Raw genomic sequence first — 12,514 nt, 5'->3', positions numbered from 1 at the left:
AGCCATATCGTTATCATGAGGAATGAAGCAAATCACTGCCAAAATACGCCATTAGGTTTATGTTATGGCGTTGCCTTCGGCCCGGGCTATCCGCTGCAACTCCTCATTTCAGGCTGCTGATAGAAGCAGCCTTTCATTCCGGGGTTTCCGCTTCCCTAACGCAAAGATTTTTGTGGCGGCTACAATCCGTTGGCTAAAGCCAACGGCAATGAATATCGATCAAACGTTCAATTCATTGCCGTCCCTTTTAAGGGGCGGAATAGCAAACAATGCAAGATGGCTTTAGCCAAATACTTAAAAAGCAGCTTAATAACCTTTAAAATAGTACTCCATAATCTCGCTGATTTTTAACAAATTTGCACCTTATACTAAGGGGTTTGGAAGCTTACATTCAAGAGGCGTTATTTGTTCTATTTCAGCTTTGTTTTATTATTCAGTTGTATTACCTGCTAAGTAACCATAGCAGGCTTATGCGCTACACACCGCAGCAGGAATTGCCGGCCCCAACTGTGCCCGTTTCTGTTATTATCAGCGCCCGTAACGAGGCCCGTAATTTAACCGAAAACCTACCTTATATATTACAGCAAAACTATCCGGATTACGAAGTAGTTGTTATTAACGATTGCTCTTCCGATGACTCTGACCTTATTTTACAGGATATTCAAAGGGAGTTTGCCCACCTTAAAGTGGTTACCGTTACCGAGCATATCCGCTTCAAAACAGGTAAAAAGTTTGCCCTTACATTGGGCATTAAAGCAGCTAAAAACGAGCACCTGTTATTTACCGATGCCGATTGTAAACCCGCTTCGCTGAACTGGATAGCCCGTATGGCGGCTGGTTTTACAGGTTCTGTTCAAATTGTTTTGGGCTATTCGCCGTATACCCGCACACGTAATTTCCTTAACCCTTTTACCAGGTTTGAAACCGTAAAAACAGCAATTAATTACCTGTCGTCAGCATTAAATGGCGATGCTTATATGGGCATTGGCCGTAATTTGGCTTATACAAAGTCGTTGTTTTTTAAGGCTAAAGGGTTTGCCACGCATATGCATGTAATATCTGGCGACGACGATTTGTTTGTTAACCAAAATGCTACTGCCAATAATACTGCTATAGAAATTCATCCCGATACCTTTGTTTATACGGATGCTAAAACTACACTGGGTAGCTGGTTCAGGCAAAAAAGAAGGCATATGGGAGTGGGCGCCTTATATAAAAATAAACACAGGCGCATGTTAAGTTTTGATGCTATTACCGGGTTTTTGTTTTATGTTTTATTTATATTGTGCCTGGTATTTAAATTTGAACCTATATTAGCTTTAGGAGCTTTTGTTTTTAGATGGGTATTGCAGCTGTTTATTTATCGTAAAGTGTTTAAGAAGCTGGATAGCGGCGATATGTTATGGTCGTTACCCATATTTGATATGATATATTATATTTATTTAAACGTGTTTGGATTGATAGGGACATTTATTAAAACCACCCGATGGAAATAAATAAACATTTCACCGAGAATGCAAAGAACGATTTTCACCTTGTAGTAAAAGCGAGGCAAGGTAATCAAAAAGCCTATGCCGATCTGATGCACCGCTATAAAGATTCTATTTACTTTATGGTGCTAAAAATGGTGAACAACAAGGAAGATGCAATGGACCTGACGGTTGAAACCTTTGCCAAAGCCTTTGAAAAACTGGATAAATATCAGCCCGAATATGCTTTTAGTACCTGGCTGTTTAGGGTAGCTACTAATAATTGTATAGATTTTATCCGCAAAAAGAAGCTGAACACCCAGTCTATTCATGGTATGTTAGATGAGGATGGCGATGAAAAACCGCTGCAGATAAAATCTGACGGGCTTAATCCCGAAGAAACATCTATCAAAAAACAACAAACCGAAGAACTAAAACTACTGATAGAAAGCTTACCGATACGCTACCGTAACCTTATAACCCTGCGTTATTTTGATGAGTTATCGTACGAGGAAATTGCCCAGCAACTGGATCTGCCTTTGGGCACAGTAAAAGCGCAATTGTTTAGGGCAAGGTATCTGTTAGGTAACATCATTAACCGTTATAATAAGGATGACATCTGATATCCTGATCAAATATTTCCCGGAGATCACGCCCGTGCAGCAAGCGCAATTTGCCCGCCTGCAAGAACTTTACACCTTGTGGAACAGCCAGATCAACGTAATATCCCGCAAGGATATTGACCTGTTGTATGAGCGCCATGTGCTGCACTCGTTGGGTATAGCTAAAGTAATGACCTTTTTACCAGGCGAAAACGTGCTTGATGTGGGTACAGGAGGGGGATTCCCCGGTATACCACTGGCTATTTTGTTTCCCGAAACAAGGTTTCATCTGGTGGATTCTATAGGTAAAAAAATAAAGGTGGTTAATGAAGTTGCTGCAGCTTTAGGGCTGAAAAATGTAAAGGCTACTCATGCCCGTGCCGAAGAAATAAAGGAGCAATTTGATTTTGTGGTATCGCGCGCGGTTACGCAACTGAAAGATTTTTACCCATGGGTAAAGGGTAAGTTCAGCAAACAATCTAAGAATAAATTACCTAACGGGATACTGTATTTAAAAGGCGGTGACCTTACACAAGAAATTGCCGACGCGGGTTTAACCGTTCAGCAATATCATCTCAAAGATTACTTTGAGGAGGAGTTTTTTGAGACCAAACAGGTGATCTACGTAAAGGAGTAGCGGGATGTTTGCTTATTTTGCAAAGCCTTCCACTACTACTTCTCCTATAAAATTGTGTGCATTTAGTATGTCGCCTCCTAAAGGCTTTGGCGTATAAAATCTTTTATTATCCTCACTTGTCAGCATAAAAGTAACCACCATTTTGTACACACCCGGTGCTTTATTGATTGCACTACTGTAGGCTTTTAACGCCCTGGCGGCTTGGGCATCGCAAGCGGTATCAAACCCGTTTACTACTTTAACATCCGTTACTTTATGCTCGCTATTAATAACCAACGAAAGTATTACATGCCCGGTACTTTTATTGGCGCGCGCTATGTCCGGGTAACGGGTGTTTCTTGCCACAGCTTTTAAAAGGTCATCATAAGCAGGATCAGTTGGGTCCGGTGGCGGTGGCCTCTTAGTTACCGGCTTCACTGGTGGAAGGATTGTAACTTCAGCAACCTTCGATGGTTTTCTTGGGGCTGCCGGTGGTGGTGGCGGAGGAGTTTTGTGGATATCCACAACGGTTGGCGGCGAAACTTTACCCTTAAGTTTTGGCGGCGCAGGTGGCGGCGGCGGAGGATTAAAATCAAACGGGGTTTTGCTCCATTCCATCATTACCAAATTGCCAATAAATTCGGGTTTTCTCCTGCCCGAATTGGGGAATAAATAGCCAGCCCTAATATCTTTAAGCCAAAAATCAACTTCTACAATTTTTTTGCCTGCCTTGTCTTTAATGGCATTTGGGTAGTTTTGCAAAGCATTAACAGCCTCGTCATCGTAGCCCGTTTTTGAGCTTTGTAAAACAGATACGTCATGTATTTTACCGGCGACATCAAGGTTAAAACTTAATACTACCATACCATTTTTGCGTGCTTTAAGTGCTTCGGCGGGATATTTAACGGTTTTATGAACATACTTGTAAAGCGGGTGGTATGCATCCCTTAAGCCAATGGGCGGCGGCGGGAATGGAACTGGAAGTTGTTGGGTAGTATCTGTAACTTCTGCCGTCCTTTCAATAATTGCTATGTCGAAACCTTTCTCTTTTAATTCTTTTTTGTCTTTTTCAGTTAAGCTGTTTACGGTGTAGGTATGTTTAAACCCTGTTTTCGAGTTATCAATCACAACAATATCAGATATGCCCTTAGTGCCATCTGGCGCGGTTAATTGCAATGTGTGGGTTAGGCTGTCTGCCGTAGGTTTTTGTATAACTACCTTTCGTGGTGCCAGGTCAATTACTCCATAATCCTTACTGAATACCAGTGTTGATGCGCAGAGCATGCCCGCGCAAAGCGGCAGCGCTGCCAGGTACTTTAGCCTTGCTAACTTACCTGATCGGTTTTTGTTTAACATAATGATCCTCTTTTTTAATAGGTTATAATTGAAAAATGAATGTGCTATAGATGAACCTTGTATGCCATAGGCATTGTTCAATAAAAAAGAAGAGTAGGTGAGGGCATCCTGCTCATGGGCAGCGGTTTGCTCGTCGGCTATATATTCGTGTATAGTTTTTAGGCTGCGTTGTATAAGGTAGATGAACGGGTTAAACCAGTTTACGATCTTCATTACCTCCAGGAAGATGATATCAACCGAGTGTTTCTGGCGGATGTGCACCAATTCGTGTGCTATAATAGTCTCGGCCTGTGGTACATTGCTGCCAATAAACAGGTAATTAAAGAAAGAGAAAGCGGTATTCTCGTCATTCAAATGAATGAGTTTATACTGATCCTTATATATGGAATGATTGTTTCGGGTAAGGATATACAACTTGCGTAAGCGGAACAGCAATACCAAAAGCCCGATGACAGCACCGGCTATGTAGGTATAAACAATAGCATCGTCAAAGGTAAAGTGCTGAACAGGTGCGGCTAATTTACTCTGTTGCACATTTACAAACGTATTAGTTACCTGTGTTGGAACAGCTACCAGTTGTATTTCGGGTAAAACGGGTTTAAGGATGCTGAGCTGGGTAAGCGGCAAAATAAAGGCCATTATGCAGCTAAATATCAGGTAAACACGGCCCAGCATGTAGTGGGTATCGCGGTTTAAGAACAAGCAATAGCACAAATAAAATACACCCAGGTAAATATTTGCCTCGATCAGGTAGTGCAGCCAGCTCATCTTTTTTGAGATTTAAGTTTGTTAATCAGCTCGGTCAATTCATCCAGTTCTTTTAGGCCAAGGTCTTTTTCATCCGCGATAAAGGATACCAGACTCTTGTAAGAGTTATCAAAGTAGTTGCTCATCAGCTTATCAAACGTGAACTTTTTGTAGTCATCTTCACTGATGAGCGGGAAGTAAACGTGCGAGTTTCCGTAGGCTTTATGGTCGATAAACCCTTTGCCTTCCAGCACCCGTACCACGGTTGATACGGTGTTGTAGGCAGGTTTTGGCTCGGGGATCTTCTCTAAAATATCCTTTACTATACCTTCCTTTAACTGCCACAGTATCTGCATTATCTGCTCTTCGGCTTTGGTGAGTTCTTTTAGTTTCATAGCAAACTTTTTTTATAGTTTAATAAAGATAGAACTATTTTTATAGTTTGCAAACTATTTTTGTAGTTTTTGTGAAGTTTATTTTTTTTATACCTCACAAAGGCTTGTCAGTCTGAGCCTGTCGAAGACCTATAAGAGCGATAATGGTTCGACAAGCTCACCATGACATGGCGGAAAGAAATGTCAGTCTGAGCTTGTCGAAGACTTGTACACCTACAAATGGTTCGACAAGCTCACCATGACATGGCGGAAAGAAATGTCAGTCTGAGCTTGTCGAAGACTTTTACTCCTGCTAATGGTTCGACAGGCTCACCATGACATAGCGGAAAGTGTTGTCAGTCTGAGCCTGTCGAAGACCTATAAGAGCGATAATGGTTCGACAAATTCACCATAACATAGCGGAAAGAAATGTCAGTCTGAGCTTGTCGAAGACTTGTACACCTTACAAATGGTTCGACAGGCTCACCATAACATGGCGGAAAGAAATGTCAGTCTGAGCCTGTCGAAGACTTGTACACCTTACAAAAGGTTCGACAAGCTCACCATGACATTTATATATTTTCGCCTTTCAATAATTATTTCACCTATAAATGCTAAATATTTTAGGAAATTTTATACTTTAGATACCTCGAGAAAAACTATGTCGTTACTACACCAGGTTGCCTTAACATATATTAAAAGTATTGGCTGTACATATGCCAAAAGCCTTGTTGCACATGCAGGCAGTGCCGAAGAGGTATTTAAAACGCCCAAGACTAAGTTTTTAAAGATCCCAGGTATTGGTGAAAAGGTAATTAGCCAGATAAATTTTGACGATGCTTTGCGTAAGGCAGAGCAGGAATTAAAATTTATTGAGACCAATAATATCGACGTATTATTTTATACCGATGAAAGGTACCCGCGCCGGTTAAAAAACTGTCACGATTCGCCGGTATTATTATATAGTAAAGGCAACGCCAACCTTAACCCGCAGCGTTGTGTAAGCATAGTGGGTACCCGCAATGCTACCGATTATGGCAGGCAGCTTTGCAAGCAACTGGTTGAAGAACTGCGTGAGTACAACGTTTTGATTGTGAGCGGACTGGCCCTGGGTATTGATGTTGCCGCGCATAAAGAGTGCATAAAGGCAGGAATACCAACAGTGGGTGTATTGGGCCATGGGCTCGATAAACTTTATCCCCACCAAAACCGCGGTACAGCCGAAAAGATGCTGGAGAATGGCGGTTTGCTTAGCGAATACCCCTCCGGTACTATCCCCGATAGGGAGAACTTTCCGCAGCGTAACCGTATTGTAGCGGGTATGGCCGATGCAACGGTTGTAATAGAAGCCGGGCTTAAAGGCGGTGCATTAATAACCGCCGAAATAGCCAATAGCTATAACCGCGATGTTTTCGCATTCCCAGGCAGGTTGGGCGATGAATATTCTGAAGGGTGTAACTTCCTGATCCGCAATAATAAAGCCGCCCTGCTTACCTGCGTTGCCGATCTTGCCTACAGCCTGGGTTGGGAGAAAAATACCGAAATAAAGGGTGCGCCCGAACAATTATTATTGCCGATAGACCTATCGGCAGATGAGCGCTCGGTTTATGAAATTATCCAGCAGCATAAAGCGCCCCTGGCTATTGATGAGCTATCGATAAAAGCAAATTTGCCTATGAGCCAACTAACCATGACCTTGCTGGATATGGAGTTGCAAGGGTTTATCCGTTCGTTACCGGGTAAAACTTATAGGGTAAATTAGCTTTTGGGGGTATCGTAATGGGTAAGTTTGCCTGCTCCCTCATACAATTCGGCCCAGCTATCTGCATCAAATTCAATTAAGGCCGTAGAACATGGCGGTACATCTTTTATAGCCCCGCTTAAATAATAAAGCACCTGGCTTATACCCGGGTTATGGCCAACAAGGGCAATAAAATCTTTATTATCAGGTAGTTCATATATCACTTTTAGCAACGCGTTTTCACTGGCATCATAGATCTCTTTATGGGTAATTGCCGGTTGTAAGCCCAATATCTGGCTAAAAACATTTGCTGTTGATAAGGTACGCAGGGAGGGGCTTGCTATCAACGTTTGAGGTTGTATACTTGCTGCCTGTAAGCGCGTGGCCATTAATTCGGCTTGTTCAAAGCCTTTATCGGTTAACGGGCGCTCAAAATCCACATACCCGCTTTCGTGGGTTGCCTTAGCGTGGCGTATCAGCAGTAATTTTTTCATTTGTACTAAAATAAAAAAAGCGGGGCATATAGCCCCGCTTTTTTATAGATATTATTTTTCTGATTAGAATTTATAACCTACAGAAATACCGAATACGCGGTTTTTTGTAGAGATTGAGCTTGTGTTGGTTATGTTAGACAAGCCAAGGTCGTAGTTAACACCAAGAATGAAACCGTTGTTAAATTCAAGACCGGCAATACCATCCAAACCAAAATCGGTTCTTTTTAGATCATTTTCGCCATCGCCAAAGGTGATATCTTCGCTAACAGACGAACCGCCGCCTACAGATTTAGCTTTCCCTGATACGCCAATACCTACGTATGGGCCGGCACCTAAATAAACATGACCAAATACCGCAGGTATATGATAAACCACGTTTACAGGAACTTGTACATAGTAAGTTTTAATTTTAACCAGGCCGCCTTCGCCGTCCTCACCTTCACCACCTTTACCGGTGTAATTTAAAGCTGGTTGTAAAGATACATTGCCAAATTTAAAGTCGGCAAATAAACCTGCAGCAAATGTTGTGGTTGAATTTGTTGAGGCGGTTATATTACCGCTTGAGGCTGAAAGTTTAGCGAAGTTTACGCCACCCCTGATACCGAAGCTTGGGATTTGCGCAAAAGCTGTTGATACTGCAAAGCTGCAGCAAAGGATAAGTAATAATTTTTTCATGTAATAAGATTTATTGTTTACACGAAAATAAGAAAATTTATTAACTAACTTTACAGTTATTTAACATTTACAAATTCTGTTATTGGCTGTTCCGGAATATCATGCATACATTTAAAATGCCCCAGCGGGCACTTTTCTAACCCAAATTTAGAACAGGGTCGGCAACTCAGATCAATACCTGCAACTAAAACATCTTTTACCATATAGGGTTGCACGCCTAATAACTCGGGCACGGTGCCACCCCAAATGGATACGATGGGTTTATTAAAAGCTTCGGCAATATGGGTAAGCCCGGTATCGAAACCAATGATACTTTGCGCTTTTGATACCAGGAAAACAGATTCATCGAGCGTGGTTACCCCGCAGGCATTATAAATATTATCGCCTATGGCAGCGGCTATTTCATCTCCATTTGCTTTAACATCATTACCGCCCAATAGCACCACCGGCAAATTAAGCTGCCTGCATATATTGATGATCTTTTTATTAGGCATGCGTTTGGTAAAATGAGTGGCGCCTATAACAAAGGCTACATAGTTTTGATGCGATGCCGGGAGTAGTTCAGTAAGTTGGTAATCCTTTTTTATATAATAATCAATAGGCTGGCCATCGTTTGTCACACCTAAAAAAGCAACTGCCTTAAGGTAACGATCTACCAAGTGCACAGGAGGTACAAGTTTTAAATTAAACCTCAGACTGAGCCACTTACGGATAGTTTGTTTTTTATAGGTGGATGATTTGATGCCTGTGCGCAGTTTAATAAGAGCAGTGCGCAGGTTATTGTGCAAGTCGATAATGTAATCGTACCCTTCGGCCTTTATATCTGCGATGGTCTCTGATAATGAAGGTTTTAACAGTAACAGCTTATCAACGTAAGGGTTATTATCGTAAATGTATTTAAAAGCAGGTTTTGTCAGAAAGTGTACCTCGGCATCCCGAAGCTGCTTTTTCAGGCAGCGCACAATGGGGGTGGTATATATAATATCGCCCATCGAGCTAAAGCGGATAACCAGTATCTTCATCAGGATCAATTAGTGAATTAGTGATTTATTGAATTATTGATTTTTCCTTGTGCAAGCCCTTTGCCTTTATCCTTTCACCTCGCTTTGCGCCTTTATCCTGTTGATGATAGAGGTAGAGGAGTAGCCTTCAACCAACGTAATGGTTTTTACCTCGCCGCCATTGGCCAGTACTTCTTTCGCACCCGCAATATTTTCTACCGTATAATCGGCACCCTTAACCAGTATATCGGGCATTAATTTGGTAATGAGTTCGCGCGGGGTGTCCTCTTCAAATAATATTACAGCATCTACAAAAAACAGCGCGGCCAATAAAGCGGCACGGTTGTTTTGATCATTCACCGGGCGGTTTTCGCCCTTTAAGCGCTTTACTGATGCATCGGCATTTAAGCCGATAATAAGCTTATCGCCCAGTTCGGCAGCTTTCGACAGATAGGTAATATGACCAAGATGCAGCAGATCGAACACGCCATTGGTAAACACCACCTTTTTGCCTTCGCTTTTCCAGGCAGCAATGCTTGCGGTTAGCTGCGGCAGGGTAGCTATTTTACTAAGAAGCGTTTTTTCCAGATCGTGGCGCATAGGATAAAATTAAGAATAATAATTAATTAACTCCCTCCCTTGGGAGGGGTGTGTTGGGTATCGAAGTGGCGGGGAGGGGTTTAATCAGTATTCCATATCGCTTTGCTAAACCCCTCCCTGCACCCTCCCGTTGGGAGGGAATCGCACAGGCCCCTGCTTTTAATCATTTAAAACCTCCATCGGAAAACCTTTCGGAAGTTTAATTGAACCGCTCTTTTTAACAATGTCTATAACGGCACCTTCAATACCCCGAATAACATTAAACATATCATATTTTACATCAGCTTCACTAAATCTGATGAATGTAACGCCGAAATCTTCTAACTTCTGCTGTCTAAGTTCATCCTTATTAAAAGCCTCTTCATGATTGTGTGACATACCATCGATTTCTATCACAAGCATTAATTCTTTACAGTAAAAATCGACGATATAATTATCCAAACATCGTTGTCTGTCAAAATCAAAGCCCCAGAGTTTGTCCTCTTTTAATTCATTCCACAATATTACTTCGCCAAAGGTCATGTCCTTTCTTAGCTTTCGGGCTAAGGGCTTTAACTTTGGGTTGTATGGAATGAGTTTTGGCATCTTTTTTCTTTTTTTATTCCCTCCCTTGGGAGGGGTGTGTTGGATTTGTGTGGTGGCAGGGAGGGGTTTGAACGCTGTTTATCGCCTTGCTAAACCCCTCCCTGCACCCTCCCGTTGGGAGGGAATCGCACATGGTCCCTGCATTAACCTTGGGATATTATTAATAAGCATCATCCACAGCCTTGCATAGGATATGGCCAATAAGGATATGCATTTCCTGGATCCGTGCGGTAACATCTGATGGTACAATGATGTTCAGGTCGCATAAACCAGTCATTTTACCACCATCGCGGCCGGATAAACCCAGTGTTTTGCAGCCAATTTTACCGGCTGTTTCAAAGGCATTTAGTATACCCTGACTATTACCGCTGGTTGAGATCCCAATAAACAGGTCGCCGGGTTGTGCCAGCGCTTCTACCTGACGCGCGAATACATGGTTATAACCATAATCATTTGCTATAGCCGTAAGTGCCGATGTATCAACCGTTAAGGCTATGCCGGGCAGTGCTTTACGTTCTTTTACAAACCTGCCGCTTAGTTCGGCCGCTATATGCTGTGCATCGGCGGCACTGCCGCCATTGCCTGCAATTAATACCTTTTTGCCATCTTTTAATACAGAAACAATTACTCCGCAAGCGGTTTCAATATCGCCGCTCAGGTTCTCAATAACCTTTAGTATTAATTTTTGATGTTCGTATAGTTCTTCAATAACCATGCTTATTGAATTAGTGATTTAGTGAATTATTGAATTAGTAATCATTTATTGAATTATTGAATTAGTGATTAAAAAAACGCTCGGCGATTAACCACTCACCATTCAACTACTCACCTTCTTTCAATATCTTCCAGTATCTCGTTAACTGTTGTTACCGCGCTGCCGGTTTGCCTTATTACTATGGCAGCGGCGTGGTTGGCCAGTTCGCAGGCTTCTTCAACATTTAAGCCCTGGGCTATAAAGTAAGCCATTGTTGCCAGTACGGTATCGCCCGCGCCGGTTACGTCAAACACAGATGTGGCTTTCACCGGTAATAATTTGTAGGCTAACTCGCTGATAATAACCATGCCTTGTTCTGAAAGGGTTACCACAATATACTCCGCACCGGTTTGTTTTATGATGATACGTGCTGCCTGCTGTAACTCGTCAATATTGGTGATCTTTTCCGTTTTGGCAGCTTCAGCCAGTTCCTTGCGGTTTGGCTTTATAATATAGGCGCCTTTATACTTTTCGTAGTTAAGCCCCTTAGGATCGATAACTACTTTTTTGCCTTTACTATTGGCCTCGTTAATAAGCTGTTGTGTTAGGGCAGGCGAGAAAAGTCCTTTATTGTAATCTGATAAAACAACTATATCCGCTTTAGCGATATTGCCTTTTATTCGTTCAATAAATTCTGCCTGTAAACTTTCGGTTAGCGGATGGGTAACCTCTCTATCTACCCTAACCAACTGATGGCTGCCTGCCATTACACGGGTTTTTACCGTAGTGAGGCGGGTGGCGTCTTTTAATATAGCATCGGCATTAATACCTTCATTAACCAAAATATCGGTTAAGCGGGTGGCATCAATATCATCACCGGTTATACCTGCAAGTGATACCCCCGAACCCAGCGATAACAAATTTTGCGCAACATTTGCCGCGCCACCGGGTGTAGTGAATTCTTTTTTTACGTTAACTATAGGTACCGGGGCCTCGGGCGAAAGCCTGGTGGCATCGCCTATAACATAATGGTCTATCATCAGGTCGCCAATTACCAAAATATTTGGTGTAGGGCCCGATTGCTGAAGTTCGCGTACTTTATCTGTTAACATTCTCCTTTTGTATCATTGAGTCATTGAGTCATTAGGTCATTGCCCGGCTGTTCAACGATCTTCTTTCCGATATATTTGATGTAAATATTTAGTTTATGATGGATGGTTTCTAATTCTTTTAAAAGTTCGTTGTATTTATCCTCATTAATTAAGTTTCTTACCTTGCATTTATTCAGCCATCCCTTTGTTTCAATTAACGAACCTCTGCTAAAGTAACAGAAGTTTTTATTTTCTTTATAATGAAATCTTCCAAAGCCTTCTGCAATATTCGCACTTATTGAATCGGCCGACCTGGTTATTTGTTTGCCAATAGTGTCTTTTGTGAAGTAATCCCATTCTAAGACCAAGACCCATATTTTATTCGAGAAATTATCCGCTAAGGTGTAAATTTCTAAATCTTCTATTCTATTACTCATTATTGATCGATAAGTATAAAGAAACAAACACT

At 41.9% G+C, this 12,514-nt stretch carries 14 protein-coding genes; 4 read left to right on the top strand and 10 right to left on the bottom strand.

All coding sequences use genetic code 11. From position 1 onward, the window contains the following. Positions 1 to 356 precede the first annotated feature (356 nt). Genes NPE20_RS08545 through rsmG form a run of 3 tightly spaced genes read left to right on the top strand, consistent with a single transcriptional unit; the run spans position 357 to position 2,708 of the window. Complete coding sequence (locus tag NPE20_RS08545) at positions 357 to 1,496, top strand: glycosyltransferase (RefSeq protein WP_494337222.1); 1,140 nt, start codon at positions 357 to 359, stop codon at positions 1,494 to 1,496. Beyond that, complete coding sequence (locus tag NPE20_RS08540; RefSeq protein ID WP_256538193.1) at positions 1,487 to 2,092, top strand: RNA polymerase sigma factor; 606 nt, start codon at positions 1,487 to 1,489, stop codon at positions 2,090 to 2,092. Before NPE20_RS08545 ends, NPE20_RS08540 begins: the two co-directional genes overlap by 10 nt. Further along, positions 2,082 to 2,708 (top strand): 16S rRNA (guanine(527)-N(7))-methyltransferase RsmG, encoded by a 627-nt coding sequence (rsmG, locus tag NPE20_RS08535; RefSeq protein WP_256538192.1) that lies wholly within the window; start codon positions 2,082 to 2,084, stop codon positions 2,706 to 2,708. The genes NPE20_RS08540 and rsmG overlap by 11 nt, the downstream gene beginning before the upstream one ends. 12 nt (positions 2,709 to 2,720) lie before the next feature. Here the strand turns inward: rsmG and NPE20_RS08530 are convergent, their stop codons facing one another. Beyond that, entirely contained in the window at positions 2,721 to 4,811 is a 2,091-nt protein-coding gene (locus tag NPE20_RS08530; protein ID WP_256538191.1) for a M56 family metallopeptidase, read from the bottom strand. Next, complete coding sequence (locus NPE20_RS08525; RefSeq protein ID WP_256538190.1) at positions 4,808 to 5,185, bottom strand: BlaI/MecI/CopY family transcriptional regulator; 378 nt, start codon at positions 5,183 to 5,185, stop codon at positions 4,808 to 4,810. Before NPE20_RS08525 ends, NPE20_RS08530 begins: the two co-directional genes overlap by 4 nt. A gap of 640 nt (positions 5,186 to 5,825) precedes the next feature. On the opposite strand from NPE20_RS08525, the gene dprA reads away from it, so the two are divergent. Then, positions 5,826 to 6,926, top strand: coding sequence for a DNA-processing protein DprA (dprA, locus tag NPE20_RS08520; protein ID WP_256538189.1), 1,101 nt, complete (start codon positions 5,826 to 5,828; stop codon positions 6,924 to 6,926). On the opposite strand, the gene NPE20_RS08515 is transcribed toward dprA, so the two are convergent. The 8 genes from NPE20_RS08515 to NPE20_RS08480 form a co-directional block, all read right to left on the bottom strand. Beyond that, positions 6,923 to 7,399 carry a SixA phosphatase family protein gene (locus NPE20_RS08515; RefSeq protein ID WP_256538188.1) on the bottom strand — a complete coding sequence of 159 codons (477 nt, stop codon included), beginning with the start codon at positions 7,397 to 7,399 and terminating at the stop codon, positions 6,923 to 6,925. The two genes, dprA and NPE20_RS08515, sit on opposite strands and share 4 nt — an antisense overlap. Positions 7,400 to 7,462: 63 nt before the next feature. Beyond that, on the bottom strand, positions 7,463 to 8,074 hold the full coding sequence (locus NPE20_RS08510; protein ID WP_256538187.1) for a porin family protein: 612 nt from the start codon (positions 8,072 to 8,074) through the stop codon (positions 7,463 to 7,465). Positions 8,075 to 8,130: 56 nt separating this feature from the next. After that, entirely contained in the window at positions 8,131 to 9,096 is a 966-nt protein-coding gene (locus tag NPE20_RS08505; protein ID WP_256538186.1) for a glycosyltransferase family 9 protein, read from the bottom strand. 66 nt (positions 9,097 to 9,162) lie between these two features. Then, positions 9,163 to 9,675 carry a D-glycero-beta-D-manno-heptose 1-phosphate adenylyltransferase gene (gene rfaE2, locus NPE20_RS08500; protein WP_256538185.1) on the bottom strand — a complete coding sequence of 171 codons (513 nt, stop codon included), beginning with the start codon at positions 9,673 to 9,675 and terminating at the stop codon, positions 9,163 to 9,165. A 159-nt stretch (positions 9,676 to 9,834) separates the two neighbouring features. Next, a complete protein-coding gene (locus tag NPE20_RS08495; protein ID WP_256538184.1) occupies positions 9,835 to 10,260 on the bottom strand; it encodes an endonuclease domain-containing protein in 426 nt (141 codons plus the stop codon). Between the two features lie 160 nt (positions 10,261 to 10,420). Further along, positions 10,421 to 10,975 carry a D-sedoheptulose 7-phosphate isomerase gene (gene gmhA / locus NPE20_RS08490; RefSeq protein WP_256538183.1) on the bottom strand — a complete coding sequence of 185 codons (555 nt, stop codon included), beginning with the start codon at positions 10,973 to 10,975 and terminating at the stop codon, positions 10,421 to 10,423. 110 nt (positions 10,976 to 11,085) lie between these two features. After that, positions 11,086 to 12,066, bottom strand: a complete 981-nt coding sequence (rfaE1, locus tag NPE20_RS08485; protein ID WP_256538182.1) for a D-glycero-beta-D-manno-heptose-7-phosphate kinase — start codon at positions 12,064 to 12,066, stop codon at positions 11,086 to 11,088. 20 nt (positions 12,067 to 12,086) lie between these two features. After that, positions 12,087 to 12,482 (bottom strand): four helix bundle protein, encoded by a 396-nt coding sequence (locus NPE20_RS08480; protein WP_256538181.1) that lies wholly within the window; start codon positions 12,480 to 12,482, stop codon positions 12,087 to 12,089. Between the last annotated feature and the right edge of the window lie 32 nt (positions 12,483 to 12,514).

It is taken from the genome of Mucilaginibacter aquariorum, from assembly GCF_024498135.1.
GTDB classification, from domain to species: Bacteria; Bacteroidota; Bacteroidia; order Sphingobacteriales; family Sphingobacteriaceae; genus Mucilaginibacter; species Mucilaginibacter aquariorum.
The sequence above is the reverse complement of the archived record's forward strand: the minus strand, read 5'-3'. Positions and strand labels throughout refer to the sequence as shown.